Here is a 25,159-nt window from a genome sequence, read left to right as displayed (position 1 = left end):
GCAATGCGTTATATCGTTGGCATCCCGTATGTCAACCGTCTTGATCTGCTGAACCGGGCGGTGGCCAGCATTCGCCCGTATTGGCCGCATACGTACGTGCTGGATAACTCGGCGGATTCCGAACTGAAGGCCCATCCCTTGTCCAGGCTGGTGAACATCATCCATCCGCCCGTCCCGCTGACCTTCACCCAGTCCATGAACTGGTTCCAGCGGATTGCGGCCGAGCAGGGGGCGGACGCGGTCATGTACATGCATACCGATGCCGAGGCCCATCCCGGAACCCCTGAAGCTTTTCTTCGCGTCTTGACAGACCTGAAGCAGAGCGGGCGGAAGTGGGGGCTGGCCTTGACGAATTTCGATGCGCTTGCGGCCTACAATATGGAAGCGGTCCGGGCCGCGGGGCCGTGGGATACCGTGTTCAGCAGTTATTTCGCGGACATCGACTATCACCGCCGGCTCCGGCTGGCAGGGTATGAGGAGATTTTTACGGGGCTGCCGGTCGATCATCATGAGAGCTCCAGCCGGAAGTCGGATCCGCGCCTCAACTTCCTTATCGATTCGACCTGGCCGCTTTACGAGCGGTATTACGAGCTGAAATGGGGAGGACGGATGGCGCAGGAGACGTACTCGACGCCATTCAATCTGGCCATGTGACAGAGGCTGTCACGAGCACTTACGCAAAGGAGGCAAGAGCAGTGCGCCTGACCGACATCAAGCGAACGTATCAGGCGGTCTACAGCCTGGGCTCGAACTGCTACCCGGCGCAGCGGCTGGAGCGGTATGGCCTGCGGCCCTACAGCGGGGTCATCGATTGGATGTACTCCAATTCGGTTCCGGGGCTCTGCCTGCTGCTTCGCAACCGGTTCGCCGGATTTATGTATTCCGACCATATCGAGGTGGACGGAACGGAGTTCAACGGCCACAACTATTCCTTGCTGGATCGCGTCTATGGGGTGCAGTCGGTCCACGATTTTTTGGTCGCGGACCAGCTGGAGGGCATTGTCCGCAAATATCCGGAATTCCAGGAGAGGCTTCAGCGGAGAATTGCCCGCTTCCTCCGCAATATCGAACAGGCGGAATGGGTCTTCTTCTTCCGGCTGCATGCCTCCCTTGAGGAGGCGGCGGCCTTGGAAGCCGCGCTGGCCGGGATCGTCCGGCACCGCTTCCGCCTGCTCGTCGTCAACCCGGGGGCCGAACGCCGAATCGCGGAGCTCGATTGGCCATTGGCGCATACTTGCGCGGTGGAGGCGCCGATCGCCTGGGATGCGGAGAGCGATCGGGCGTGGAATGAAGTGTTCGCCGGCATCCGCTACGAGACCCCGCTTGGATAAGCGAGCTTGCGGGTTCAGCGGGTTCAGCTGCCGGCCCGCCGTCCGGCTGCTTCAGCGGAGTACAAAGCGCAAATCGCCAGCTTCGATCGAAGCTGGCGATTTGGCATGTTGCCGCAAGCCTTATGCCTGCTGCGTCAGTCTGGCGTGGAACGCGTTCAACAGATTGTTCATGACGCGGGGCCAGTTGTAATGCTTGGCGGTCTCGAACCCGTTGACGACGAGGAATTGGGCGAATTGCGGGTCGGACAGCACCCGGACGATCCCCTGGGCCACGCCATCGGCGTCGCCCTTGTTGACAAGGACGCAGTTCCAGCCGTCCTTGCAAAATTCTTCATTGCCTTCCGCCCTTGTCGTGACGACGGGAGCCCCGCAGGCCATCGCCTCCAAAATCGGGAGCCCGAAGCCTTCGTGGTAGGAGGTCTGCACGAATACTCCGCAGTTGGCATACAGGTAGGCCAGATGCTGATCCTGCGGGTTCGAAAAATGGTGGTGCGGAATACCTGAAATGCCGGGAGGCTCGACCCCGAACGTGACGAAGGAAGCATGCGGGAGCTGGCGGCATGCCGCTGTCACGGCGTGCACGGTGACATCGAACCCCTTCAAATGCTGGCTGCGGCGGCTGCAAGCGAGAATGCGCTGCGGATCGTAGTCGTGAGTCCGATTTGGCTTGTAGATGTTGAAATCGACGGCAATCGAGATGTTGGTGGCGTGCTGATGGAACCGTTCCAGCAGCTGCCGGGTCGTCCAATCGGCGATCGTCAGCATATGGACCGGGACTCGGTACGTTTGGCGGACCCGCTCCTGCATATCCGGCCAATTCGGATAATAGCTTTCTTCAATATCCTGGACGAGATAGAACGGGATGCCGCGCCCGCCTCTGCGCCAATCGCAGCTGTGCCAGACGACAGCCAGCGTCTTCCACCACGTGGCCACCTTGATGCAGTCCATCCGCTTCAGGGTGTGCAGCATCGCCCGGTAATTCGGGAAGCGGCGCACGGGGATGTGAAGCGGGAACCAGGAAGGCTGGCCGTCCAGCGCGAACAGATGAACCTTCACGCCCATCTCATGCAGCCGGTTCACCTGCTCCAGCACATTGCGAATGCCGCCGGACAAGCCGGTAAGCTCCAGTACATAGACAACTTCAAGCTGCGCGCTCATTGGATGTGATAACCTCCCCATTTGGCCCAGAACTTTTTGCGGGCCTCCATTTCTTTGACCCGCCAATAGCGGTTTTTATTCGCCCGCGTCGTCCCGCGCGTAAAGCCTTCATAATGGAGGGCGCAGGCCGCGCCGCTATAGATGACGCGGAAGCCATGCTGCCTGGCGCGGTAGCAGAAGTCGACATCTTCGTAAGCGATGAAGAATTCCTCCGAGAAGAGGCCGATCCGGTCGAATACTTCCTTCCGGATCAGCATCAGGGCGCCTGTGACGGAAGCCGCGTCCTCCACCGCTAGCGCGGGAGGGTAATCGGCGGGCTGGAAGCGATAACGGTGATCGAAATTCCATTTTGGCCCCCGAATGACGCCGCCATGCTGAATCGTCATATCCGGATACAGCAGCCGCGCCCCGACGATGCCCACCTCGGGAGAGAGCCGCATCGCCGCCAGCATATGCTGCAGCCAGCCCGGCTCGTGGAAGATGATGTCATTATTCGCGAGCAGCGCATAGCTCCCGCTGGCATGCCTCAAGCCAAGGTTCACGGTCCGGCTGAAGCCCTCGTTGGTCTCCTTGGGAATGAAGCGGACGTTCATCGAGGCGGCCCAGGCGGCCAAGTCTTGCTGAATCGGAGGCGGGCTGCCGTCATCGACGACAATGATCTCGTATGCTTCATGGGCCGTATTAATGAAGCTGTTGACGCAATGCTTCACCAGATCCGTATGGTGGATCGTCGGAATAATGAGACTTATCATACTGGTGGATTCTCCTTTTACCGGCTGTCTAGTTCCTGCAGTCGCTCCAGCATGCGCAGGGCGCTCGTCTCCCAGGTATACCCTCCGATGACGGTATGCCGGCCAAGGGCGGCCTTGGCCGCAGCTTCTTGCCGATGGGTATGGACGTGGCGCATCAGCCGGCGAAGATGGGCGACGCTCGGCAAGGCCCACAGCAGCCGGGATTGCGACGGCAGGAATGGAGTGAACCGCTCCACATCGATCAAATAACCATTCTGATCGTTGACGAAGTCGAGGTGCGCCGACCAGCGGGTCGTGATGACGGGCAGGCCGGCGGCCATCGCTTCCATCACGGTCATGCTCCAGCCCTCTCCCCGCGTCGGCAAAACGTAGCTGTCCGCGCAAGTATACAGCCGGGCCAGATCTTCCTCTGACCAGGAGTGGACCGTGGACAACAGGATGACCGATTCGTTCGCCCGCCCCGTCAATTGCGAGGCGAGGTTATTGACATAGGCGTGCTGGCGGCCGATCTCTTCAGCCGTCGAGGCGCGCGTCTTAATGATCAGGCAGACGTCTTCGGAAGGAGCGAACTCCGTCAGGAACGCTCGCAGGAGAAAATCAATGCCTTTGCGCTCGTCGAAGGAGCATACCGACAAGAAAGCGTACTCCCGTCTGCCGGGAATCGGGAGCGGAGGCGCGCTCGGGCAATACACCTCGGGATCGACGCCGTAAGGCATGACTCTCAGCTTATGGGCCGGCACGCCGGATTGAATGAAGGTGTTCCGATTGAAGGTGGACGGCACCCATACTTCATCCATCATGGAACAGCGGCGCGCCCAGGTGAATGACAGGCGGTTGCATTCGAACATCGTCATGCCGATGGAATACCGGGCCGGATCCCGGAAAAAGGCGTGAGCCGGGTAATGGAACAGCACCGTATGGCGCTGCGCCAAAGGACGATGCATCAATGCCGTCAGTTGAGCGGTTATGGCTGGCGCCATCGGCGTATGGACCGATTCGGGATGGACGGGGGAGAATTTGGGATATACCCCCCGGCGGATGAATTGCAGCAGCATTTGCCGGTTTGCTTTAGCATATCCCGTCGGCTCGAATAGGGTGCCTATATTGTGGATGGAAGTCTCTCCACTCATCTGCTTCCCTCCTTGGGATGGAGGATGGAATTAGAGATAGCGCTGGAGGTCCTGCTCCTCCAGACGGGCGACCAGCGCTTTGATATCCTGGGTACGGTCTTTGCGGCAGACGAGGACAACATCATCCGTCGCGACAATAATCAGATTTTCCGTCCCGATTGTCGCGATCAGCTGCCCCGGCTTGCCGTGAATAATGCAGCCGCTCGTATCGATGCCTTGATGGAGCCCGTGAATGATGTTCCGGGACAAATCTTGCGGCTCTGCCCGCTCCAGCGCATTCCAATTGCCGAGATCGTCCCATCCGTATTGAACGGGAATCATATAGATGGAATCGCATTTCTCGATGACTCCGTAATCGATGGACTGGTTCTCGATCTGGCTGTAGAGCGAATGGAGCGCGCATTCATCCGGCGAATGCGACGCCAGAACTTCCTTCATTCCCATTAAAATATGGTGAAGCCTCGGCAGATGCTGCTCCAGCAGGTGCATAACGGTGGAGGCCTTCCAGATGAAGATGCCGGTGTTCCAATAGTGCCTGCCGTCGGCGAAGATGCGTCCGGCAAGCGGCAACGGCGGCTTCTCGATAAATTGCTCCACCGCCGTCACTTGCAGCCCGGCCATCGCCCCGGCTTCTTCGCCGGGCGCCACCCGGATATAGCCATAGCCCGTCTCCGGGCGAGTGGGCCGCACCCCGAGCGTGACGACGCAGGCTTCATTGGCGGCGCGTTCGACTCCCGTCTGAAGCGCCGCATGGAATGCCTCCGGATCCGATACATAATGATCCGACGGCAGGGTGATGAGGACCGGATCCTCGTCTTGCAGCAGCATATGCAGCGCGGCCAGGCCGATGCAGGCGGCCGTGTCCTTGGCCATCGGTTCCACGATGATTTGCTCCGGCGGAAAATAAGGAAGCTGCTCGCGGATCAGAGGAACATATTCCGCCAGCGACACGATATGGATATGGTCAAGCGGCACACGGCGCAGCATGCGCTGCAGTGTATCCGCCAGCATGGATTGCGGGTGAAGGATGGGCAAAAATTGCTTCGGGCGGGTGGAACGGCTAAAGGGCCAGAATCGGGTCCCTTTCCCTCCTGCCATGATCAAAGCTTTTACCGTTGTAATGAGAACCACCTCCTGGGAACGGACTTGAAATTGACCTGATATCAGAGAGAATTATTACTACATATGTCCCGGAAGGGAAAAAGGGCACGGCGATCGTCCGGCGGATAGCGGCGCGCTGCCGTATGAGATCAGGCATGGCTGTCTATGATAAAATAAGGTAGAGTAGATTCAGAGCATCTTTACGCTTGCAGACGAAATACGAGACAGACAACTAGAGGTGAAATCATGCAGGATATATCATTGGAGCAATGCCTGGCGAAGCGCGCCGCCGGGGCGACGCTGGTTGATGTTCGTTCTCCGGGAGAGTATGCGGAATTCACCATACCGGGGAGCATCAATATTCCGTTGTTCACGGATGAGGAGCGGGCCGAGATCGGCACGATATATAAGCAGGAGAGCGTGGAGGCCGCCAAGGAGCGCGGACTGGCCATCGCCTCGGCCAAGCTGCCCGCGCTCTACGCGCAGTTTCGCGATTTGAAGGGCCCGGCCGTCATTTATTGCTGGCGCGGCGGGATGCGGAGCCGCACAATGGCTACCGTGATGTCGCTGATGGGGCTGAAGACGTTCCGGCTTCTCGGCGGCATCCGTTCTTATCGCCGTTGGGTGCAATCGACGCTTGCCGAGTATCGGCTGCAGGTTCCGTGCATCGTGCTGGCCGGCCATACCGGGACAGGCAAGACGCAGCTCCTGGAACGGCTGCGCGAGGACGGATATCCCGTCCTGGATCTGGAGGGCTTGGCAGGGCACCGCGGTTCCATCTTCGGGCATATCGGGCTTGAGCCGAACAATCAGAAGAAATTCGAGGCGCTGCTGCTCGATGAGCTGCTGAAGCTGGAGGCGGAGAATCGGCCCTATCTGCTGATCGAAGGGGAGAGCCGCCGAATCGGCAAGGTCGTGCTGCCGGAATTCCTGGTGGAAGCGAAGCGCGCCGGGACCGTCTTCACCGTGCGCATGCCGGTCCGGGAGCGCGTCCGCAATCTGATGGCCGACTACCAGCCCGATCAGCATGCGGATAAGGTGAAGGAATCGTTCGAGCGGATTCGCCGCCGCATGCATACCCCCGCGGCGCGCGAGGTGGAGTCCGCGCTGGAAGACGGCCGCTATGACGACGTGGCGGCGCTGCTGCTGGAGTATTATTATGATCCGCGTTATGAGCATGCGGCTCTCCAGTACGACCGGGAGCCCATCGTCATCGATGCGGCGGATACCGACGAAGCCTATGCGAAGGTGGTGCCGCTGCTGCGCGGATGGAATGTGCCGCAGGCCCGTTCCGTCTAGCGGAGGGAAAGCGGGCGGAACGGAAGAACAAGCAGGACAAGCCCGGCGGAGAGGAGAGCGGACAGGCGCTTTTCCCGCCGGGTCTTCTTTGGATCCAGGGATCCGGCTTATAGGCGATTCCTATCGTAACGATAGGTTTTATATACTTCCATCAATCGGCCGCTTTATGTTACAACTAAAGAAATGATGATGACACGAGGAGTGACTGGCATGGCGGAAGTGAAGAAAATCGCGGTAATCGCCGGGGACGGCATCGGCCCGGAGGTCGTCCGCGAAGCGGAAAAAGTATTGAAGCGCACGGAGGAGCTGTTCGGCTATGCCTTCGAGACAAGCCACGGCTTGTTCGGCGGCATTGCGATTGACGAGAAGGGAACCCCGCTTCCGGAGGAGACGCTTCAGATGTGCCAAGCGGCGGACGCGGTGCTGCTCGGGGCGGTCGGCGGCCCGAAATGGGACAACAATCCGAAGGAGCTTCGTCCGGAGACCGGGCTGCTCGGCATCCGCAAGGCGCTCGGCTTGTTCTCGAATATTCGCCCGGCCGTCATCTTCGACTGCTTGAAGGATGCTTCCACCCTGAAGCCGGAAGTGCTGGAGGGAACGGACCTCATCGTGGTGCGCGAGCTGACCGGGGGCATCTATTTCGGCGAGAAGCTGCGCCGCGAAGGCGAGCACGGGCAGGAGGCGGTCGATACCTGCGTCTATAATGTGCAGGAAGTGGAGCGCATCGTGCGCCAGGCGTTCGAGATTGCGCAGAAGCGCCGCAAGAAGCTCGCTTCGGTCGACAAGGCGAACGTGCTGGAGACATCCCGCCTCTGGCGCGAGACGGTGAACCGCATCGCTCCGGATTATCCGGATGTGGAGCTGGAGCATGTGCTCGTCGACAACTGTGCCATGCAATTGCTGCGCCGGCCGTCGAGCTTCGATGTCATCGTGACGGAAAATATGTTCGGCGATATTTTGAGCGATGAAGCCGCCATGCTGACGGGCTCTATCGGCATGCTGTCCTCCGCCTCGCTCGGGGAAGGCAGCTTCGGCCTCTACGAGCCGGTTCACGGCTCCGCGCCTGACATTGCGGGCCAGGGCGCAGCGAACCCGATCGCGACCATTCTGTCGGTTGCGCTGATGTTCCGCCTCACGTTCGGCTACGAAGATGCCGCGCAATCGATTGAGAACGCGGTTAAGGAAGTGCTCGATGCCGGTCACCGCACCGGGGATATCGCGACCGACAAAGCAAAGGCGATCGGGACGGCCGCGATGGGCGATTTGATTATCGCAGCCATGAAGCGTGCCTGAACGGGATTGGACTAGGACAATGCATAGGAAGGCCTGCCTGTTTTCCGGCAGGAGGCAGCCATGGAGGCATGCGATTCTTGTATCTGCCGGGTACAAGGGTTGCATGCTTTTTTCGTTCTTTCTTGAACGAAGCCGAATGAGAATATTTTCCGCCTGCAGGGTTAACCGTTTCCTGTTGTTGTGCTATGATAGCGGTATCATTTTATCCAAAAGACGGGAGAGGATCCAGGTGGAGCAGGCAAGCTATGCACGGCGGGTATTCGTATTGGGCATGGATGGAGCGGGCAATTTTCTTCAGCGGTTGAACCGCTCGAAGGTTGCCGCCCTGGCAAGACAGGAAGGGGTCATGACGCTCGGCGCGATGACCGAGCTGCCGACGATTAGCGCGGAGTGCTGGGGCGCGATGCTGCACGGCGTGACGCCCGGCAAGCACGGTTATGACAACGAGCGCGCCGGCGCCGAGAGATATCCGCTCGACTCGGCTTATCCGTCCTTTTTCCGGATCGCGCGGGAGCATCACCCGGAGTGGACGCTCGCCTCGTTCACCGCCTGGACGCCGATTAATTACGGTCTGGTGGAAGAGGGAATCGGCGTGCATAAGCATTGCGCCCCGGATGCGGAGCTGACGGATGCGGCTTGTGAATATATCGGAGCGGCGGAGGATGTCCGCCTGTTCTATATCGCCCTGGACGCCCCCGATGCGCTTGGCCACCAGAGCGGATACGACACGCCGCCGCAGCATGAGGCGATTGCAGAGGCGGAGGAGCGGCTGCTCCGGATTGTGGATGCCATCGATCGCAGGGGGTGGCGGGAGGACAGTCTCCTCCTGTTCGTCACCGATCATGGAGGCGGCGGAGAACATGCATGCAATCACGGAAGCGATCATCCGATGGATCGGACAATCTTCTGGGCGGCAGCCGGAGCGTGCGTCAATCCGAACGCCAATCTGGAAGGCTTGACCTTCAAGGATACCGCCGCCGTCGTGGCAGCGGCTCTCGGTCTGCCGATTCCGGAGAGCTGGGATGCCCGCGTGCCGGAATCCTTGTTCAGGGGCTAGCCGATTAGCGAACATATGACATAGGAGGCATGCAGGCTTTCTTTATAGAGCGCGGCCGCTCAATCGCGCTTAACGGGCGAATGAGCGGCGCGTCATGTCCGACAGCGCCTGAAGGAGCTCCTGGGCCGCATTGTCGGGGGTAAAATGCGCCATCGTATGCTGCTTCGCGATCTGGCCCTTCAGGGCCGCCTCGTCATAATGAGACAGGACATGGCGCAGAATGCGCTGAAGCTCGCTGCCCGACGGCTCCGCCCAGAGTTGATCGGCTTGATACCCGCCGTAGTAATGCTGCGGCTTGACGGGCGTCAGATGATAAGGAATGACATAGCTGTTGTATTCATTCAAAAAGTCCATGTGGCCGCCCCATCCGGTCGTAATGACAGGAACGCCTCTCATCGCCGCTTCCAGCACCGGATATCCGACGCCCTCTCCGCGGCTGGGCAGGACGAAAGCATGACAGCTCCGGTATAACGCGTCCATTTCCTGCTCGCTGCGCAGCTCAAGATCAATATAGACCGGAGCGGGAACATGGGGAAGCCGCTGCTCCTGCTTCAGCCGCTCGACTTCATGCAGCACGTCCGCGTTGCCGGCCGTTTTGACGATGAGACAGACTTGATCGTCCGCCGTGAACTCCTTCCAGAATGCCTTCAACAGCACATCAATCCCCTTGCGCTCAATCCAGGAGCAGACGCTGAGGAAGCGGAACGGGGGCAAGGCGTGAATATACGGCGGCGGAGTCTGCGGCGAAGGCGGACGGTACGGCTCCATCAGACACGGCCGTATGTAAATCAAGGGCACCGTAACGCCTGAATTGCGGAATACGCCGATATTATGCGTGCTTGGCAAAAATACGCCGTTCATTTGATTGGCCTGCCGAACCCAGGAGTCCGGTATTTTCGAGGTCTCCCAATAGGTGAACCCGAAGGAGGGACGAATTCTTCTCCGCCACAGATCCGGAATGTAGTGATAGATATTGATCCGCCGGCCGGCTGACGGCGGCTTGGCCTGAAGATGCTCCAAGACCTCCCGCTGCTCCCGCGGAAGCTCGATCGGAGGAAGAGCGGAATGGCTGACGAGCTTCACGTCGGCGCCGCGAGCGTGGAGAGCCATGACATATTGCCTTGTCGCCTTCGCATAGCCGGTCGAATCGAATGCATTGCCGTGCCACACAATTTGTGCCATCGAACGATACCTCCCTTACTTTTTCGGACGCAGTATGTTGAAGTCAGGTCCGCCTTATGCGTTGACTTTTTTCGAGATGGATCATGCCTGCTTTGTGATGAAGCCCCTTGCCGGAGATGGCTGCGGCAGAAGTTCTATTATTGTATACACGCGGCATGGAGGATGACGCTGTCCATGCATTTTCGGGCTCTGCCCCGCATAGTCATTAAGGATGCTGAGGTTGGAATTCAGTTCATGGGTTATACGCAGCGAGGAGGACCGGCGACATGAAGATTGTGATTTGGTGCGCAAATCTGATTTCCGTAGGCGGGGGAGCCCGGCTGCTGTCGAATTTGCTGCCTGCCATGGCCAGGCAAGCGGGCATCGAGCGGGTCAGGCTCGTCATCTCCGCCGAGACGCGTTTCCGCGAAAGGTTGAACGGCATAAGCTATCCGAATATGGAGATCGCCTATTTCAGCGGAAGCATTCAGTCCGCCGAAGGGCAGGCCCTTCTTCAGGATACGCATGTCGTTTATTTTTTTTGGCCGCACGGGCCCGAATATGTTCCGATTGGGATGCCGACGATCTGTACCTTTCATGATACGACGGTGCTTGATTATGTGCCCCCGTTTTTAAGCGGCTCCGTCGTGACGCATGTCTGGAGGGCCGCCAAGGAATGGTTGGACAACATGACATCGATCGTCGTCTCCTCCCATCATGTCAAGGGCAGGCTGATTCAGCATTTCGGCCCAGCGTGCGAAGCCGCCACCGTGATTGAGCATGCGATAGTGCCTGCCCCGACATTGGCGGCAGGGGAATTGAGCCCCGGCCTGTCTGCCCGTATCCCGCAGCAATATATTTTGTACCCGAGCAATATTTCTCCGCACAAGAACCATTACAATCTGCTCCTGGCCTACTCCCGGGTTCGCGAAAAGCATCCGGTTCCGCTTATTTTGTTCGGGCACAATACGGAGCTGCTGCGGAGCGTGCCGCCGTTATGGCCGGATCAGGTGTACATTCCGACGCTGGTCTCCCTTATCCGCCGGAAGGGTCTGAGGCTGGACGAACATATTTATCCGCTTGGCTTCGTCCCGGATCACGATGTCATTCCGCTCGTGCGCCAGGCCCAGGCGCTAGTTATGCCGAGCCTGTCGGAAGGCGGCGGCAGTTATCCCGTGGAAGAAGCATTGAAGCTGGGCGTGCCGGTGCTGTGCTCCGACATCCCTGTTATGCGCGAGCATCTGTCGAGGCACAGCGCCGAGGTCGTCTGGTTCGACCCGGAATCGCCGGACGCTATCGCCAGAGCGCTGGAAGAGCTGTTCGCCAATTACGCGCACTACAAAGCTTCCGCGATGGCCGGGATTCATGATCCTTCCGGGACATGGGACGACATCGCCCTTAAATATATTCTTGTCTTCCATCGGGCTTACCAGAAATATCACGGCCTGTAAGGGCGGAGGGAAAGGCCGGCGCTCCTCAACCGCCTGCCGCCGCGACGTGCTGGATAAGGGCGTAATATTCGGCGGCGACATCGTTCCAGGAACGCTGCATCGCATGGAATATCGCGGACTGCTGACGCGGCAGCAATTGATTTCGATGCAGCCACAGCCCGCGGATGGCGGCCTCCATTTCCTCCAGCGAATAGGGATTGAAGGCCAGAAATCCTTCCATATCCTGTATCAGTTCGTTCGTGACCTCCAGCTTGCTGACCGCTGCCGGAGTTCCCATCGTCAACGATTCCAGTATCGGGAACGGGCAGCTGCCTTCGAACAGCGTAGGGACAATGGTGCCGGCAGCATATTGGTACAAGGAAGGAATATGGGATTTCGGGATACGGCCGATAAAGCGGATGCTGCTGCGAATTTCCTCGTTCTGGCATTGCTGGAGAAGCTGCATCACTTCGGCCCGCTTCGGGTTGTCGCTCAAATCGTCCGTGAACACGAGACGCAGGCGGGATGCGAATCCGTCCGGCGAATGCCTGTACCGAAGAAAGGCTGCGATGAGGCGCTCGAAGTTTTTGTGAAGACGGAGCACCGTCGGGAACACCATATAAGGATCGAAGAGCTGGTACGCCGCCCGGAACGCCGCTTCGGGAACAGGCGGGAAGGACTGGTATTCGCTGGCGGGCGGAGCCAGACGAATGACATGGGTCTTGGCCGGAGGCATTCCTCCCAGGGCGACGGCATGATGCATACGGACATATTGCGAGCTGGATACAATGGCCGCAGCCCGCTCCATCACATAATAAGCGGCGCGGTTCACCCGGTGGCAGAAGTCAGGCTGGTAGGCATAATATAACTCCGGAAATTGATGATGAACGAGATCATGCAGGCATAGAATGTACGGCTTCTTCAGATGCAGGGCCAGATCGAGAGACACGATCGGGACGATCCAGATGTCGGCGGGGACATGATCGTTGATCCACCCCATGTTATTGGAGCCGACAATCCGGCAGCGGCCCGGAAAGCGGGCATTCAGGCTCTCGAACGTGCTGCGGGTATCGCCTTCATTGAAATGCGTCACCGCAATGTGAACGACCGTGTCGTGGCGTATCGTCAGCAAGCCTTCGATAAGCCGGTACAAAAATCGTCCGATCCCTTCGCCGTCGAGGGCGAGGGGATGAGGATAGCCCAGGAAGATGCCGATCTGTGTCACGGGAATGCTCCCGCTCCATCCCGCCGCAGCCGGATGCGGCTGCAGCGGAAGGGGAGGGAGAGCCGGTCCGGCAAGGAGCCCCCGGCATTCCTCGGACAAGACGAAGGTGCGCAGCAGCGTCTTGCGCGGGGTTCCGGAAGACAGCGTGCGCGAATGCCCCTCCATCCCAATCGGATCAGGGGCACGCCCAAGCAGTTCTGCATATAAAGAGTGAAGGAAAAAGAGCGGTTCAGCAGTATAAAAGGAGTGAATCCGGCTGGCGATAGTGCCTTGCTGCCGGGGAATCAGCGTGATGGCCGGCCGGTGATACAACTGTTCGGCTTCTTCGCTGCACAGCACGCTTAACGCGACGGTGAACTTGCCTGTCCGCATGGATAGAAGCGCGCCGTAATGCTGCAGCTCGGCTTCGCCCGGTTCCCGGTGAAGCATCTGAATGTATAAATGCCTGATAAAATCATTCCCTTCCCGTCTCATCAGCTCATATAAATGATGAATGATTCGGTAATGACGGCTCAACCTTCTCCCTCCCTTCGTGACTTAGGATTCCTTGTCTATTGCGCGCTGCAGCTTGCCGCCAATCCAATGAATGTCTTCCCCGGTCAATTCGCCATGGCTCGGCAGGTTGATCCCTTGCGCGGCGATTCGGTTCGCGACCGGGAACTCCGCATGGGGCTGCAGATGCTGATACGGCGGAAGAATGTGCATCGGGTAGAAGAACGGTCTCGTCTCGATGCCATCCTCCTTCAACCGCTCCATGATCCGGTCCCGCTTCGCTTCCGAGCACCCCTTCAACACGACGCTCATCATCCAAAAGACGTTTTTGGACCATACCTTCTGGACCGGCAGGGTGATTCGTTCATCGTACTGAAGGCAATCGTAGTAATGCATCGCAACCCGAATGCGCTGCTGGATATGCCAGTCGATATTTTCCAGTTGCGCGCAGCCGATCGCAGCCTGGATATTTGTCATGCGGTAATTGTAGCCGATGACCGTATGCCAATATTTACGGGATTTATCCATGCCCTGCCCTTTGAACAGGCGAATTTTCTCGGCGATCTCGTCATCATCCGTAGTGATGATGCCGCCTTCGCCGGTCGTAATGATCTTGTTGCCGAATAAGCTGAAGGCGGCCGTATGGCCGAGAGAGCCCGCTCTTCTGCCTTTGTATTCGGCGCCGATGGCTTCGGCGGCATCCTCGATGACAAATAAATTATGCTCTTGGGCCGCTTGCATAATCGGATCCATATGAACGGGGTGACCGTACAGATGGACGGCAATAATGCCCTTCGTTCGGGGCGTAATCTTCTCCACGACCGCCTCCGGATCCATATTCCACGTCTCCGGATCGGAATCGACGAACACCGGTGTCGCTCCGCAATACGCGACCGCATTGGCCGTGGCGGCGAAGGTCAGCGTCGGAACGATCACTTCGTCCCCCGGACCGGCACCGTGCGCGATGAGTGCCAGATGGAGCGCAGTCGTGCCATTGCTGCAAGTTATTGCGTGCTTCGTCTGACAAAAAGCCGCGAATTGCTGCTCGAACATGCCCAGATAAGAACCGTTGGATGAAATCCACGTCGAATCGAGACAATCGGCTACATATTTTTTTTCATTCCCGTTCAGAATCGGAGCTGCTATAGGATAATATTTCTTCATGTATCTCCCTCCGACATTCAAGACTGCTTAACAATCAAAATGCTTGATGACGCGGGCCGGCACCCCTACGGCGAGGCATTGATCGGGGATATCCCGGACCACGACGGCGCCTGCCCCCAGAACCGACCATGCTCCGACCGCCGTGCCGTCAATCACTTGGGTTCCGGTACCGAGGAAGGAGCCTTCCCCGACCCGCACATTGCCGGATAAATGGCTTCCCGGAGCGATATGGCATGCTTCTCCGATAACGGATTCGTGATCCACCGATGCGCCGGTGTTGATGATGGCGAAATCCCGGATGCGGGCTTCCGCATTCACCACGGCCCCGGGCATGATAGCGATGCCTGACCCAAGGCTTGCCGATGGGGAGATATAGGCGTGCCGGCTGATTGCGTTGATCAGGGTATAACCGATGTTCGCGGCGGTTCGGGCCATCTTCCAGCGAATACGGTTGTCGCCGATGGCCACGAATGCCTGATGGACCCCTTGCGCATACAGCTCCGGCAGGATCGAATCATCGCCCAAGACAGGAACTCCGGCCACGCAGCCGCTTCCGTCCGCGGAAGTGCAGCCGACAAGGTCGACGGCGGGATCGGCTCGAAGAATGTCGATGATGACTTTTGCATGCCCTCCCGCTCCGATCACGATCGTCCGTTGGCTGTCAGACAAGGCTTATTCCTCCTGTCAATCGTTTGGATATGGTATGTGTATGATTGGAAGCTAGCAGAAGATTAGGCCATCGGTAGCGTGGAAGGCAAAATAGTTATTTGTCGATAGAGGAGGGGAATGTTCAGGACAGCGTGAAGACGGCATTCAGGCGTCTAGATTCCCGCCATATGAAGCACGCGCTTCAGCTTCTCGATGTCTACGATCAGGTTGTCGGCCCCGCCGACCGGCTTCGGCGGCTGCTCGATATCGCAGATGATTTCATAGTAATTCATAGAGGCGTGATTGCTGATTTTCCAGAAATAATCATCGACCACGGTGACGGGCGACAGTTCGATCATCGTCGTGCCCGGATTGCAGAACGCCACATTCACATTGCCGCTTCCGAACGGGGCCACGATGGCTTGAGCGGAAGAATAGATGGAAATTTTGTCTTGCATGGACAGCGGAGTGAGCACGATGCGGGTAAACCCTTTCTCGGCCAGTACCTGCATGACCTCCTCCTCATTGACGACAAAGCGGGCATGTGCATCCGCCCGGCTGACATATATTCGCTCATACCCTGGCCGGGGCAGGATGTGGCGGTCATCTCTCAACCGCTTGCGGATGAATTGATAGGCCCAGCGCGGGCTCTTGCCAAGGATGACCGGGACGGCGGGCACGACCAACTGACGAGCGACGAGATGATAATCATTGCGGTCGACTTCAATCAATTTGTCCATCGGGAAGCCGAGCATTTGCAGCGATTCATATTGGAACGAATGGGTCAGCTTTCCGATCAAGTATTTATCAATGGCGATGCCGCTTTGCTCCAGCAGATGAATCCGCGGCAGAATGTCGAAAAACCAATGGCCGTAAATGGCCTGCGTAAAAGCGACCCCGGGAATGTTCCAGCCCCATATCAGGGTGGCTACGGTCTCCTCCGTATATTCCGCCGGAGGAAGCTCAGTGAACGGATAAGGATAGGCATACTCGACATCGAGCAGCCGCTTGTGATCGGGGGTGACGACATAACCGTTCCCCGTCATGATCCGCCCTTCCGGAATGACCGCCACGAAGGCTTCCTCGAAATGACATGCCGACGGCCAGCGCTTCGCGTCTTCCCCGTTGGGCGCAGGCAGATGAATCGTTTCCTTCGGATAAATGACTTTATACCTCTCACGCACAAGATGAGGGTCAGCGGCAAAGCCGGCAGCCCAGTCCCGTGTCCGCAAATAAAACTGATCGGGTATCGTATTCATATTTCAAGCCCTCCTCCTGCTGCTCATCGTCGTCAGGTGCCGCAGCACCGGCAAGGTCATGCATCACACTTGTCCTGCGGCATAGTTCGCCACCAACGCGTCCTTGTTCTCAATCAGAGGCAGCCAGTTCGCCGGGCATCCTTTGGGGAACAGGACGCCGAGCCCGTTCGAATGGGGGAACGCGATATGCGGATGCTCCCCGAGCTCTTCCCAGAACCGGTATACGCCGAAATCCCGCAGGCGGACCGCAGTGTCATGAAAGAGGACGATCCCGTTCTCGGCCAGCTTCGGATACCATGTCGCGTAATCGTGATGAACGGCCTCGTAGGTGTGGTAGCCGTCGATATGAAGCACATCGATGGACCCGTCGGCGAAGAGATTCGCCGCCCCGTCGAAATCGCTCCGCACCAAGGTGCCGATCAGCGGAAATTCACGGGCGGTAACGGCTTGCACCGCTTGATAGACGACATCGTCATAGCTGCCGACATGCGGGTCTCCCTTCCAGGTGTCGACAGCGAAGCAGCGGGCCGCAAGCTGTCCGTCCTTCACCGCTTGGCAGAAGGTAAAGAATGAGGTGCCGTACAGCGTGCCCAACTCCACAATCGTTCGGGGCAGGGCAAAGCGAACCAGATCATACGCAAAGCGGCGATGGCCGGACCAGGCTCCATGCGTCATGAACTCACGCGGCAGCTCCGGCGCGGAATCCGCGGCAAACACAGGCTGATGATAGGACCAATGCATCGCAAAGCACACCACCTTCAGAGATAATAGACGGATTGAGATAGACTATGCAGGCAGGAGAGAGGCGGAATAGGGCAACTGAGAGAAGAGAGACACACAATTTTGAGAGAGAAGCGGGGGCGGTACCGGGGCTTTGGTGCAGGAGAGGATAAAGCGGCATTCAAGTGGCATAATAGAACCAAATAAGAATCATGCGAAAAAATCTTAGAAGATGTTATAAATCGGCACATTTTGAGACAGCTCAAAGGAGGAAGCGGATATGCCGGAACGTTTGGTCGGCAGACCTGCGCCAGAATTCAACATGGAGACAGCGAATGGGGACGGACAAGGCTTCGGCTCCGCTGCGCTGTCCGATTACCGGGGCAAATGGCTCGTCTTATTCTTCTATCCGCTTGATTTCACTTTCGTATGCCCGACAGAGCTTACGGCTCTCAGCGGCGCAGCGGAAGAATTCAAGAAGCTGGACACTGAAATCCTCGGCGTGTCCGTCGACTCCGTGCATTCGCACCGGGCGTGGATCAACACGCCCGCCGATGCCAATGGCCTCGGCCGCCTGAATTTCCCGCTTGCTTCCGACATCACGAAATCGGCTGCCCGCGACTACGGCGTCCTCATTGAAGAGGAGGGCGTAGCGCTTCGCGGTCTCTTCATCATCGACCCGGAAGGCGAAGTGAAGTATCAAGCCGTAAACCATAACAATGTCGGACGCAGTGTGGACGAGACGCTCCGCGTGCTGCAAGCCCTGCAATCCGGCGGTCTGTGCCCGAGCGATTGGAAGCCGGGGGACAAGCATCTGGCTGCCAACTAATCGAAATGGAAATATACCGGTCCCGCGGCAATCTGCCTGCGGGACTTTGTTGTATCGGGCTTCTGCCGCCAGAGAGAATGAGAGGCCCCTTGCAGCGGCGCTTCTGATGAGGCGCGACTAAATGCCGGCCATATGAAGCACGCGCTTCAGCTTGTCAATGTCTACGATTAAGTTGTCAGCTCCGCCGAGCGGCTTCGGCGGCTGCTCGATATCACAGAGCACCTCGTAGTAGTTCATCCCTGCGTGGTTGCTGATTTTCCAGAAGTAACCATCCATAACCGTTACAGGCGTCAGTTCGATCAAGGTAGAGCCTGGATTGCAAAACGCCGTATTAATGCTTCCGCTTCCGAAGGGAGAGACGATAACCTGGGCGGAAGAGTAGATGGATATTTTGTCCTCCATGGACAGCGGCGTGAGAACAATGCGGACAAAGCCCTTCTCGGCCAGCACTTGCATCACTTCCTCTTCATTGATGACATGACGCACGTGCGCATCCTGCCGGCTGACATAGATTCGTTCATAGCCGGGACGGGGAGGAATGGAATGAGCGTCTTTCAGGCGGGAGCGGATGAACTGATTGGCCCAGCGGGGACATCCGCCCAGAGCGAACGGGACGGCAGGCACGACCAGCTTGCGCGCGACCAGATGGAAGTCGTTCCGGTCAACTTGAATTAACTTATCCATCGGAAATCCGAGCATTTGCAGCGATTCATGTTGAAAGGGGTGAGTCAGTTGGCCGATCAAATATTTGTCGATAGCGATCCCGCTCTGTTCCAGCAGATGAATTCGGGGCAAAATATCAAAAAACCAATGCCCGAAAATGGCATGTGTATAGGCGTAGCCGGGAATATTCCAGCCCCATAACAACGTGGCCACGGTGTCTGTCGTATATTGCGGCGGAGGAAGCTCGTTGAACGGATAGGGATAGGCAAGTTCCACGTCAAGAAGCCGGCGATGGTCGGGGGTAACGACGTACCCGCACCCGGTCATGACCCTTCCTTCCGGGATGACCGCCACGAAGGCCTCATCGGTGTGGCATAGCGGCGGCCAACGGGGCGCGTCCACTCCTTTGGGGGCAGGCAAGACGACGGTTTCCTCCGGGTAAATGATTTTGTACCTCTCTTGAAGCAATGAGAGATCATAGGCGTAACCGGCAGCCCAATCTCGCGTCCGGTGATAGAAAAGATTCGGGATCGTACTCATTAATCCGGCCCTCCTTGAACAGATTGGCTGTTGCCGCAGCGGGACGGGCAATCGCGACAGGAGTTCATCTACGCTTGTCCCGCTGCATAATTCGCCACAAGCGCTTCCGGGTTAACGATCAGCGGAAGCCATTCGGGGGAACACCCTTTTGGGAACAGGACGCCGAGTCCGCATGAATGAGTAAATGTGATATGGGGATGCATCTGAAGCTCTTCCCACAGTCGGTACACGCCGAAATCTCCGGTCCGTATGGCGGTATCATGGAACAATACGATTCCGTTCGGGGCCAGCTTCGGAAGCCAGGTAATATAGTCATTTCGAACCGCTTCATAGGTGTGATAGCCGTCAATATGGAGGATGTCGATGAAGCCGTCGGCGAAATAATTCGCCGCTGCGTCGAAATCGCTCCGCACCAAGGTGCCGTTGTGCGGAAATTCGCGGGCCGTGACGGCTTGCACGGCATGGAAGACGCTGTCGTTATAGACGCCGACATGCGGATCGCCCACCCACGAATCGACGGCGAAGCAATGAGAGTTCAGTTGTCCATCTTTGATTGCCTGGCAGAAGGCGAAGAACGAGGTGCCGTACAAGGTGCCCAATTCCACGATGATGCGGGGACGGGCGAAGCGGACCAGATCATACGCGAACCGGCGATGGCCGGACCAGGCTCCATGCGTCATAAAAAGTTGCGGCAGCTCCGGCGCCGAATCCGAGGCGAACACGGGCTGGTGAAAGTGCCAAATCATTCTGAAACACCGCCTTTATAGAAGAATAGAGTCATTGAATAGAGTATGCAGGGGCAGAAGTGGCGGCAAGGGCAGCTAAAAGGGGGGAGATGCACAATTCGGACTCGCCCGGCCGCGACGAAAAGAGAGAAAATCGTCAGGAGGAGGGCTTGACTCGATCCCGGAAGCGAAGGGAAGCACCAAGCCGTGGATCGCGATAAGGTTGGGGCCAGCAGAGGCAAGACGGCTGCGAGCCGCCAGCTTTGCTCCGGAGTCTCTGTCCTAATCAAACCGGAAGCCGGACGGTAAGCATCGGGGGGAATGAATCGAACGGAGACCATATGCGCGCGGGACTTTGCCGTATTGGGCTTGTCTTGAGAAGGGAAGGAATGCCATACTAGGTATATCAAGCATGGGAGGTGTTACGATGGAGCAGCGCGCCATCACAGCGGAAGATTTATACCGGTTCGTATGGTTAAGCGATCCGGCCGTCAATCCGCAGGACGGGAAGATTGCCTATGTGGCGAAGCAGGTCAATGAGGAGAAGAGCGGATACCGCTCCCGCATACATATTACGGCCGCAGACGGAACGAAGAGCAAGGCATTTACGCACGGGGAGCAGGACAGCGCGCCTGTCTGGTCGCCGGACGGGACGAAGCTGGCCTTCCTGCGCAAGAAGGGCAAGCGCCAGCAGATCTGGACGATGGCGGCCGATGGCGGGGAAGCGGAAGCCCTGACGGACGCGGAGTTCGGCGTCAGCGCATTTGAATGGTCGCCGGACGGTGCCCGCCTGTTGTACACTTCAAGCATCGATCCGGCCGGGAGCGAAGAGAAGGAGGAGCAGGAAGATGGCAAGCAGGCGCCTGGCAAGCAGGCGCTCGTCGTCGACCGGCTGAAATGCAAGGCGGACGGCAAAGGCTTGCTTGACGGCAAGCGCACGCATTTATTTGTCTTTCATCCTGAATCCGGCTCGACCGTTCAATTGACTTCGGGAGATTATGATGTCCATGATTTCGCCTGGTCGCCGGACGGCGTCCATGCCGCCTTCGCCGCCAAGCGCGTCGAGGATGAAGCGGTCGACCCGGATCTCGTCTTCACGCAAGACATCTTTATCGTGAACTGCGAGGACGGCGGTTGCCGCCGCGTGACGGAATCCGGTCTTGTCATCGGGAAGCTCGCCTTCTCGCCTGATGGGGACACGATCGCGTTCTTCGGCCATGACCGCCAATATGAGAATGCGACCTTGATCCGCCTTTATGCCGTACCGGCCGCGGGCGGGGCCACCGTGTGCGTAACCGCCGAACTCGATCTGTATCTCGGCAACGCGGCCGTGACCGACATGAAGGCCGGCGGCTCTTCCGCTCCGGTCTTCACGCCGGATGGCTCCGCCGTCTATTCGCTCGTCTCGGCGGAAGGAAGCGTTCAGCTCGCACGCTTCCCGCTGGAGGGAGGATATGAGGTGCTGACCTCCGGCGATCGGGAGATTACCCAATTCACCGTGACGAAGGACGGGCAACGGATCGTCTTCATCTCGTCCGATCCGCTCCAGCCCGGAGAGCTGTTCATCAGGGATACGGGAACGGGCGAAGAGCGCCGGCTGGCCGCCCCGAACGAAGACTTCCTGGCGGAGCTGAAGCTGAGCCGGCCGGACTCGTTCTGGGTCGAGACCTCCGACGGCTGGAAGGTGCAGGCGTGGATCATGAAGCCTGCAGGCGTGTCCGCGGGCGGCAAGGTGCCGATGATCGTCGAGATTCACGGCGGCCCGCATACGATGTACGCGAATTCGTTCATGCATGAATTCCAGCTGCTTGCGGCTCAGGGCTATGCGGTTCTGTATACGAACCCGCGCGGCAGCCACGGCTACGGACAGAAATTCGTCGATGCCTGCCGCGGAGATTACGGCGGGAAGGATTACGAGGATATTATGGAGGCGCTGGATCAGGCCATCGCCCGCTACGATTTCGTGGATGAAGGGCGGCTCGGCGTTACCGGCGGCAGCTACGGCGGCTTCATGACCAACTGGATTGTCGGCCATACGAACCGCTTCAAGGGCGCCGTCACCCAGCGCTCGATTTCGAACTGGTTCTCTTTCTATGGCGTCAGCGATATCGGCTATTATTTCACCGAGTATCAGATCTGCGCCCAGCCGTGGGAGGATCCGGAGAAGCTGTGGAAGCATTCACCGCTCGCTTATGTAAATAAGGTGCAGACGCCGCTGCTGATACTGCACGGAGAGGACGATCTGCGCTGCCCTATCGAGCAAGCCGAGCAGCTCTATGTGGCCTTAAAGCGCCTGGGCAAGACGACCCAGCTGGTGCGGTTCCCGGGCGCCAATCACGATCTGTCGCGCAACGGGCATCCCGAGCTGCGCGTAGAGCGGCTGAATCGGATTGCCGGCTGGATGAAGCAATACGTCTAGTTGGGGGTTGCATCGAATCCCCCAGGATGTCCCGGCCCGGCACGATATTCCGGATGAACGCAGGGCGTCTTGCATACCGGCACGATATTCCGGATGAACGCAGGGCGTCTTGCATACCGGGACGATATTCCGCATGAACGCAGGGCGTCTTGCATACCGGATCGATATTCCGTGTGAACGCAGGATGTGTCGCATACCGGATCGATATTCCCGCATGAACCGCAGGATGTCTCGCATACCGGATCGATATTCCCGCATGAACCGCAGGATGTCTCGCATACCGGATCGATATTCCCGCATGAATGGCAGGATATGCCGCATGCCGGATCGATATTCCGCATGAATGGCAGGATGTGTCGAACCCCGGCACGATATCTTGCGGGATGATGAGCAGGGAGCGAAGGGGCCGACCGTGAAGGCGGAAGCGGGAAACGGCGGAGGAAAAAATGGAAGCCGGAAAAGCGGCAGAGGATGATGAGCGGAGTAAAATCCTGCGCCAATGCAGCAAATTTCGTTATTTGGTGGGCAATTGGATGGAATTCCTGCTAAACTACATTATTTTCATCCATTTTTGTCTAATATCCATCAGATATCCGGAAATTGATGCCGTTTTGCAGGAAGTCTTCTAAAGGAGCACACGTCATAAGGAAAAACTGCATTTTCGCAGTTTTTTTGGGCCAGTCGAGCTGTCCTAAGCGGGGATGGGGCTGTCTCTTGAAGATAAAAAGCGATAGCCTCATCCTCTATTAGGCCAACCGGAGATTACGGGTTGGCCTTTTTTCATCCGTGGCGGGGCCGCCGGGATATGATGCCCGCTTGCAGCGCTTGTCCACGGAGCGCCTGCCGCTACGGCCGCGGCTTCCCTTCTGCCGTCCACGCGGGCCGCACCCATAAGGCCGTCACGTCGGGGAAGGCGAACGGATCGAATTGAATATCCCGCAGCATCAGATCGAAGCGGTGCCGATGCCGCGGATGATACAGAAAGACGAGCAGCCTGTGGTCTTGGATGTAGCGGATAATGTCATCGCCAAGCGCTTCCCCCGCAGGAGGAGGCGCTTGCTTCATCCGTTCCAGCAGCCCGTCGATGGGTTGAATATGCTCGTCAGCCATCCATTTCCGAAAAGGAAGCACCGGATTGTGAAAGGCTCCCATCATGGACAGAACCGGATCATGCGACGAGACGTATCCGGACAATATCAAGTCCATGCGCTCTTCGCGAGAGCCGTCATACAGCTCGTCAAGGGCATACGGATGAAGAACCAGATTGATCCCGATCCGTGCCGCCCGCCGCTTCAGCCAGCGCCCCTCCTCCCATGCCGAGGGCAGATCGAGCAGGGACAGATGCACCTCCTCGCCCTTGTAGCCGCTCTGGGCCAGCCAATGCCGCGCCTGGCGCAGGCTCCGCGCGAACGGCTTGCTCTTCCCCGGGACAAAATGCGAGGCCGGGACGAGCCCGCTTCGATCCAGATCGCGCCACATCGCCTCCACGTCGCATAGCTCATGAATGGCGTTCCGCAGCGCCTGGTCCCGCATCCGTCCGGAATGCCTCGTATTGAACAACAGGAAGCGGAAGCCTTGCTCGACCCGCTCCTCCACGGCTACAGGATCCGTCTCCCCGCCTTCGCCGCCGTCTCTCCTAGCTTCGGGTTGTGCGCCAGTGCCGGCCAGGTGGTAGCCGATCTGATGGGCGGCCTCCGGCCGCACATGCCAAAATTGGACGGTGTCAATATAAGGCCGCAGCCCGAAATACTCATCGAACGCTTCCAGCACCGCTTTGCGCCGATTGCATTCCGCGAGCACATACGGACCGGTTCCGATGAAATGCCGGCCATGAACCGGGGCGTCCGCCGCGACGATCGTCGTCGGCGCCGCTGCCAGGAATCGGCCGAACAACGGATTCGGGCGCTTCAGAGCAATGCGGACGGTGAGCGGGTTCATGCAGTCGACGGCGTCGATGTCCTCCGCCAGCCACCGGTTGGCGCAGTCCGGTTGCATCAACCGCTCCAGGCTGAACTTCACGTCGCCGCTTGTCAGCGGCCGGCGGTGATGGAAGCGGGCCTGCTTGCGAAGATAGAGGGTCCACGTCCGGCAGTCCGCGTCCGTCTCCCAGGCGGCGGACAGATGAGGGAGCAGCCGATCCCGCTCCGCATCGTACCGCAGCAGCGTGTCGCCGATGAGCGAGACGAGCATCAGATCGTACGTAATGGATGCCTGGGCCGGATCGAGATTCGTCACGGGCAAGGTTACGATCGCCTCCAGCACATCGGTGATCGGGTCAGGGGCCTGCAGCCCCAGCAGCTCTTGCATCGGCCGCAGCAGCTGACCGCTCCACTGCTTTGGACAAGGAAGCTGGAGAATATGCATCAGCAGCTCCATATTTTTGGCATGAAGACTATGCCGGATCGCCGCGTTCAGATCTTCTTGAAAATCGGTGCGGAACCGGAGCTCGGAACAATGGCCCCTGCCTCGGCCGGGAATGTAGGCGCAGATGCCGTCCTCTTCCAGTTTTTTTAATTTGCGCTTCGCCTGCTTGGCGCTGCATGTCCAGACGTCGGCCAGCTCATCCAGACGGAGCCGCACGCGGCGCTCCTTCTCGCGCGGGTAGAAACGGGCGCGCATCTCCAAATAATCGGGGTTCATGTTTCACCTCTGTCGCAAAAGGGGACATTTGAAACATGATTATACCCTTTTTTCCGCTTTTGACAAAGGAGATAATAGAGGGGCAAGTTGCTTAATTTTGCACATTTCGAGGGATGAAAGGAG

The 25,159-nt window shown here is 58.3% G+C and carries 22 protein-coding genes; 9 read left to right on the top strand and 13 right to left on the bottom strand.

Annotation, left to right across the window (positions count from 1 at the left end):
* Positions 1-3: 3 nt before the first annotated feature.
* Positions 4-654 (top strand): glycosyltransferase family 2 protein, encoded by a 651-nt coding sequence (locus L6439_RS21100; protein WP_168180098.1) that lies wholly within the window; start codon positions 4-6, stop codon positions 652-654.
* 41 nt (positions 655-695) lie between these two features.
* Complete coding sequence (locus L6439_RS21095) at positions 696-1,331, top strand: DUF1796 family putative cysteine peptidase (RefSeq protein ID WP_213469200.1); 636 nt, start codon at positions 696-698, stop codon at positions 1,329-1,331.
* A 120-nt stretch (positions 1,332-1,451) separates the two neighbouring features.
* Here the strand turns inward: L6439_RS21095 and L6439_RS21090 are convergent, their stop codons facing one another.
* The 4 genes from L6439_RS21090 to L6439_RS21075 are packed head-to-tail and all read right to left on the bottom strand — an operon-like array spanning position 1,452 to position 5,469.
* A complete protein-coding gene (locus L6439_RS21090; RefSeq protein ID WP_168180100.1) occupies positions 1,452-2,489 on the bottom strand; it encodes a glycosyltransferase family 4 protein in 1,038 nt (345 codons plus the stop codon).
* Positions 2,486-3,241, bottom strand: a complete 756-nt coding sequence (locus L6439_RS21085; RefSeq protein WP_213469199.1) for a glycosyltransferase family 2 protein — start codon at positions 3,239-3,241, stop codon at positions 2,486-2,488. Before L6439_RS21085 ends, L6439_RS21090 begins: the two co-directional genes overlap by 4 nt.
* A 17-nt stretch (positions 3,242-3,258) precedes the next feature.
* Positions 3,259-4,371 carry a glycosyltransferase family 4 protein gene (locus L6439_RS21080; RefSeq protein WP_213469198.1) on the bottom strand — a complete coding sequence of 371 codons (1,113 nt, stop codon included), beginning with the start codon at positions 4,369-4,371 and terminating at the stop codon, positions 3,259-3,261.
* A gap of 30 nt (positions 4,372-4,401) precedes the next feature.
* Entirely contained in the window at positions 4,402-5,469 is a 1,068-nt protein-coding gene (locus L6439_RS21075) for a mannose-1-phosphate guanylyltransferase (protein WP_168180103.1), read from the bottom strand.
* Positions 5,470-5,718: 249 nt separating this feature from the next.
* Between L6439_RS21075 and mnmH the strand changes: the two genes are divergently transcribed.
* The 3 genes from mnmH (at position 5,719) to L6439_RS21060 (ending at position 9,121) form a co-directional block, all read left to right on the top strand.
* The gene (gene mnmH, locus L6439_RS21070) at positions 5,719-6,771 is read left to right on the top strand and encodes a tRNA 2-selenouridine(34) synthase MnmH (protein WP_168180104.1); all 1,053 of its coding nucleotides are present in this window, start codon (positions 5,719-5,721) and stop codon (positions 6,769-6,771) included.
* A 210-nt stretch (positions 6,772-6,981) separates the two neighbouring features.
* A complete protein-coding gene (leuB, locus tag L6439_RS21065) occupies positions 6,982-8,064 on the top strand; it encodes a 3-isopropylmalate dehydrogenase (protein ID WP_213469197.1) in 1,083 nt (360 codons plus the stop codon).
* A gap of 229 nt (positions 8,065-8,293) precedes the next feature.
* On the top strand, positions 8,294-9,121 hold the full coding sequence (locus tag L6439_RS21060; protein ID WP_213469195.1) for an alkaline phosphatase family protein: 828 nt from the start codon (positions 8,294-8,296) through the stop codon (positions 9,119-9,121).
* A gap of 69 nt (positions 9,122-9,190) precedes the next feature.
* Here the strand turns inward: L6439_RS21060 and L6439_RS21055 are convergent, their stop codons facing one another.
* The gene (locus L6439_RS21055) at positions 9,191-10,303 is read right to left on the bottom strand and encodes a glycosyltransferase family 4 protein (protein ID WP_213469194.1); all 1,113 of its coding nucleotides are present in this window, start codon (positions 10,301-10,303) and stop codon (positions 9,191-9,193) included.
* Positions 10,304-10,569: 266 nt separating this feature from the next.
* Here L6439_RS21055 and L6439_RS21050 point away from each other — a divergent pair, with 266 nt between their 5' ends.
* Complete coding sequence (locus tag L6439_RS21050; RefSeq protein WP_168180108.1) at positions 10,570-11,733, top strand: glycosyltransferase; 1,164 nt, start codon at positions 10,570-10,572, stop codon at positions 11,731-11,733.
* A 25-nt stretch (positions 11,734-11,758) separates the two neighbouring features.
* Here L6439_RS21050 and L6439_RS21045 read toward each other — a convergent pair whose 3' ends face one another.
* From L6439_RS21045 to L6439_RS21025, 5 genes are all read right to left on the bottom strand, one after another.
* Complete coding sequence (locus tag L6439_RS21045) at positions 11,759-13,453, bottom strand: DUF4214 domain-containing protein (protein ID WP_213469192.1); 1,695 nt, start codon at positions 13,451-13,453, stop codon at positions 11,759-11,761.
* A 21-nt stretch (positions 13,454-13,474) separates the two neighbouring features.
* Positions 13,475-14,593 carry a DegT/DnrJ/EryC1/StrS family aminotransferase gene (locus L6439_RS21040; RefSeq protein ID WP_168180110.1) on the bottom strand — a complete coding sequence of 373 codons (1,119 nt, stop codon included), beginning with the start codon at positions 14,591-14,593 and terminating at the stop codon, positions 13,475-13,477.
* A 27-nt stretch (positions 14,594-14,620) separates the two neighbouring features.
* Positions 14,621-15,262: an acetyltransferase gene (locus L6439_RS21035; protein WP_168180111.1), complete on the bottom strand. Its 642-nt coding sequence runs from the start codon at positions 15,260-15,262 to the stop codon at positions 14,621-14,623.
* A 152-nt stretch (positions 15,263-15,414) separates the two neighbouring features.
* A complete protein-coding gene (locus L6439_RS21030; protein ID WP_168180112.1) occupies positions 15,415-16,500 on the bottom strand; it encodes a glycosyltransferase family 61 protein in 1,086 nt (361 codons plus the stop codon).
* A gap of 63 nt (positions 16,501-16,563) precedes the next feature.
* Positions 16,564-17,241, bottom strand: a complete 678-nt coding sequence (locus L6439_RS21025) for a class I SAM-dependent methyltransferase (RefSeq protein ID WP_168180113.1) — start codon at positions 17,239-17,241, stop codon at positions 16,564-16,566.
* A gap of 259 nt (positions 17,242-17,500) precedes the next feature.
* Here L6439_RS21025 and L6439_RS21020 point away from each other — a divergent pair, with 259 nt between their 5' ends.
* Positions 17,501-18,049, top strand: a complete 549-nt coding sequence (locus L6439_RS21020) for a peroxiredoxin (protein WP_168180114.1) — start codon at positions 17,501-17,503, stop codon at positions 18,047-18,049.
* A 117-nt stretch (positions 18,050-18,166) separates the two neighbouring features.
* On the opposite strand, the gene L6439_RS21015 is transcribed toward L6439_RS21020, so the two are convergent.
* Both L6439_RS21015 and L6439_RS21010 read right to left on the bottom strand, forming a co-directional pair.
* Positions 18,167-19,252 (bottom strand): glycosyltransferase family 61 protein, encoded by a 1,086-nt coding sequence (locus L6439_RS21015; protein WP_168180115.1) that lies wholly within the window; start codon positions 19,250-19,252, stop codon positions 18,167-18,169.
* Between the two features lie 68 nt (positions 19,253-19,320).
* Positions 19,321-19,998: a class I SAM-dependent methyltransferase gene (locus L6439_RS21010; protein ID WP_168180116.1), complete on the bottom strand. Its 678-nt coding sequence runs from the start codon at positions 19,996-19,998 to the stop codon at positions 19,321-19,323.
* 406 nt (positions 19,999-20,404) lie between these two features.
* On the opposite strand from L6439_RS21010, the gene L6439_RS21005 reads away from it, so the two are divergent.
* The gene (locus L6439_RS21005) at positions 20,405-22,396 is read left to right on the top strand and encodes a S9 family peptidase (RefSeq protein WP_168180117.1); all 1,992 of its coding nucleotides are present in this window, start codon (positions 20,405-20,407) and stop codon (positions 22,394-22,396) included.
* Positions 22,397-22,842: 446 nt separating this feature from the next.
* Positions 22,843-23,025 carry a hypothetical protein gene (locus tag L6439_RS21000; RefSeq protein WP_168180118.1) on the top strand — a complete coding sequence of 61 codons (183 nt, stop codon included), beginning with the start codon at positions 22,843-22,845 and terminating at the stop codon, positions 23,023-23,025.
* 217 nt (positions 23,026-23,242) lie between these two features.
* On the opposite strand, the gene L6439_RS20995 is transcribed toward L6439_RS21000, so the two are convergent.
* Positions 23,243-25,036 (bottom strand): ABC transporter substrate-binding protein, encoded by a 1,794-nt coding sequence (locus L6439_RS20995; RefSeq protein WP_213469191.1) that lies wholly within the window; start codon positions 25,034-25,036, stop codon positions 23,243-23,245.
* Positions 25,037-25,159: the final 123 nt, after the last annotated feature.

It is taken from the genome of Paenibacillus dendritiformis (assembly GCF_021654795.1).
GTDB lineage: Bacteria > Bacillota > Bacilli > Paenibacillales > Paenibacillaceae > Paenibacillus_B.
The sequence above is the reverse complement of the archived record's forward strand: the minus strand, read 5'-3'. Positions and strand labels throughout refer to the sequence as shown.

Coding starts and splice junctions, on each gene's coding strand:
- L6439_RS21100 (WP_168180098.1), top strand. CDS start 4: ATGCGTTATATCGTTGGCATCCCGTATGTCAACCGTCTTGATCTGCTG.
- L6439_RS21090 (WP_168180100.1), bottom strand. CDS start 2,489: ATGAGCGCGCAGCTTGAAGTTGTCTATGTACTGGAGCTTACCGGCTTG.
- L6439_RS21085 (WP_213469199.1), bottom strand. CDS start 3,241: ATGATAAGTCTCATTATTCCGACGATCCACCATACGGATCTGGTGAAG.
- L6439_RS21080 (WP_213469198.1), bottom strand. CDS start 4,371: ATGAGTGGAGAGACTTCCATCCACAATATAGGCACCCTATTCGAGCCG.
- L6439_RS21075 (WP_168180103.1), bottom strand. CDS start 5,469: ATGGCAGGAGGGAAAGGGACCCGATTCTGGCCCTTTAGCCGTTCCACC.
- mnmH (WP_168180104.1), top strand. CDS start 5,719: ATGCAGGATATATCATTGGAGCAATGCCTGGCGAAGCGCGCCGCCGGG.
- leuB (WP_213469197.1), top strand. CDS start 6,982: ATGGCGGAAGTGAAGAAAATCGCGGTAATCGCCGGGGACGGCATCGGC.
- L6439_RS21055 (WP_213469194.1), bottom strand. CDS start 10,303: ATGGCACAAATTGTGTGGCACGGCAATGCATTCGATTCGACCGGCTAT.
- L6439_RS21050 (WP_168180108.1), top strand. CDS start 10,570: ATGAAGATTGTGATTTGGTGCGCAAATCTGATTTCCGTAGGCGGGGGA.
- L6439_RS21040 (WP_168180110.1), bottom strand. CDS start 14,593: ATGAAGAAATATTATCCTATAGCAGCTCCGATTCTGAACGGGAATGAA.
- L6439_RS21030 (WP_168180112.1), bottom strand. CDS start 16,500: ATGAATACGATACCCGATCAGTTTTATTTGCGGACACGGGACTGGGCT.
- L6439_RS21025 (WP_168180113.1), bottom strand. CDS start 17,241: ATGCATTGGTCCTATCATCAGCCTGTGTTTGCCGCGGATTCCGCGCCG.
- L6439_RS21020 (WP_168180114.1), top strand. CDS start 17,501: ATGCCGGAACGTTTGGTCGGCAGACCTGCGCCAGAATTCAACATGGAG.
- L6439_RS21015 (WP_168180115.1), bottom strand. CDS start 19,252: ATGAGTACGATCCCGAATCTTTTCTATCACCGGACGCGAGATTGGGCT.
- L6439_RS21010 (WP_168180116.1), bottom strand. CDS start 19,998: ATGATTTGGCACTTTCACCAGCCCGTGTTCGCCTCGGATTCGGCGCCG.
- L6439_RS21005 (WP_168180117.1), top strand. CDS start 20,405: ATGGAGCAGCGCGCCATCACAGCGGAAGATTTATACCGGTTCGTATGG.
- L6439_RS21000 (WP_168180118.1), top strand. CDS start 22,843: ATGGAAGCCGGAAAAGCGGCAGAGGATGATGAGCGGAGTAAAATCCTG.
- L6439_RS20995 (WP_213469191.1), bottom strand. CDS start 25,036: ATGAACCCCGATTATTTGGAGATGCGCGCCCGTTTCTACCCGCGCGAG.